The organism is Pararhodobacter sp. SW119, from assembly GCF_017811755.1.
Lineage (GTDB): Bacteria > Pseudomonadota > Alphaproteobacteria > Rhodobacterales > Rhodobacteraceae > Pararhodobacter.
Genome location: NZ_JADDJF010000146.1, coordinates 1 through 1,553, shown reverse-complemented (window position 1 = coordinate 1,553; position 1,553 = coordinate 1). Strand labels below are relative to the sequence as shown.

Sequence of the window (1,553 nt, the reverse complement as noted above, 5' to 3'; positions counted from 1 at the left end):
TTAGATAAATCAGAAAGTTCTTGGGAGGCCCGAGTTTTTCAACAGAATCCGGACGAAGCCGCCATTCGCTGCCAGTGCGAAAATCTTAGCGGAAACGCTTCCGGCAAACCTCAATTGCGCCGCAGACCCCAGAAATCCGCTATGTGGCGGGTCGAGGAAATGCCGACTTCCAGCATGAATTTGCCTTCCTCCCCGAGGCCCTCTTCTCCCCCGGCGCGGATAGGCGCGCCGTGACCCATTCCGCCGATGATGAATTCCTCGATCAGCTCTCGCCCGTCTGCGTCGGCCCAGACCCGGCGGGGAAAGCCGTCGACGTCCTCGATCCGGGTGGGGGCGCCCTTGACCCCGTGGATCTTCTGCCACTGGCGGACAATGGATTCGGCGTTGGAACTGTCGACGGTCTTGTCGCTTTCGCCGTGCCAGACCGAGATTGTTGGCCAGGAGCCGGCAAATCGCGAAGCTCCGCGCACAAGTGCGTCGAGTCTTCGGTCAGACGGGCCGCCATAACCCTTCATGCGAACGAGCGCCTGGATGGGGGTGATTGCGGTACGATAGGGCAGCCCCGCTATGATCGCACCGCCTGCAAACACTTCGGGGTAAGCGGCCAGCATCACCGCTGTCATCGCCCCGCCCGAGGACAACCCCGTTATGAAAACACGCGAAGGGTCGACGTTGTGATCATCGACGACCTGCCCGACCATCTGGCGAATGGAAAGCGGTTCGCCGGCGCCACGGCGACTGTCGCCCAACTTGAACCAGTTGAAGCTGCGAAGGGCATTGTTCTTCCGGTTCTGCCTTGGAAACAGAAGTGCCATCCCGTATTCGTCGGCAAGATCGGACCAGCCCGATCCGAGGTTGTAGCTCTCGGGCGACTGGGCACATCCGTGCAGCGCGACAACGAGTGGACCGTTCCTCCGGTAGCTCTTCGGAATGTAGATGTTCGCGCTCAAAGCCCCGGGATCGGTTCCGAAGTCCCTGAGGCCGGTCAAAGTAGAGTGATAGCTCATATCGTCAGGCTCCTGTTCAATACCGTACTCGGTCGATCCCGAAGATGCTGCATTGCAGCAGTGACAACGGGAGCAAGAGAGCATCGTTCCGCGCTGCGGCATTGAACGCGCAGATTGTCGCTGCACCTGGGGAGCAATTTATCGCGCCGCGCTGTGGCGGATGTCGGCTCCGGGCTCCTCGCGCCACGCGGCAACCGGGCAATTCGCACTCGGAGGCGCACGATGGAATGGCTGCTTCAGCCAGATGCCGCGATCGCACTGCCGCATGCGTATCCGTCAGCTCTCCGCCCTTCACGTCGGTGGATCTGCGACCGCGAAAAGAACCAGGGCACCTGCGGCGAATGTCCAGAATCCCGCAAAGCGCCGCACACAAGTCTGAAGCGTCTTCGCTTTTTCTCGTGGATAATAGGGAAATCTATTCACGAAACGCGCGCCGTGTTTCGCTCCCGGCGCGACGAAAGACATGCGCAGTGTCGCGTTCTCGTCGTGGAGCGATGCCGGTCCGCACCGCGTGCGGATCATCGATGGTCACGGCCACTGGCTGCG

Annotated in this window: 1 protein-coding gene; it reads right to left on the bottom strand. The window is 60.9% G+C overall.

Going from position 1 to position 1,553, the window contains the following annotated elements:
- Nucleotides 1-110: 110 nt before the first annotated feature.
- Nucleotides 111-1,109: a PHB depolymerase family esterase gene (locus IM708_RS20930; RefSeq protein ID WP_245243370.1), complete on the bottom strand. Its 999-nt coding sequence runs from the start codon at nucleotides 1,107-1,109 to the stop codon at nucleotides 111-113.
- Nucleotides 1,110-1,553: the final 444 nt, after the last annotated feature.

Excerpts from the sequence above, each read along its gene's own strand:
- IM708_RS20930 (WP_245243370.1), bottom strand. The coding sequence starts at position 1,109 with ATGCCGCAGCGCGGAACGATGCTCTCTTGCTCCCGTTGTCACTGCTGC.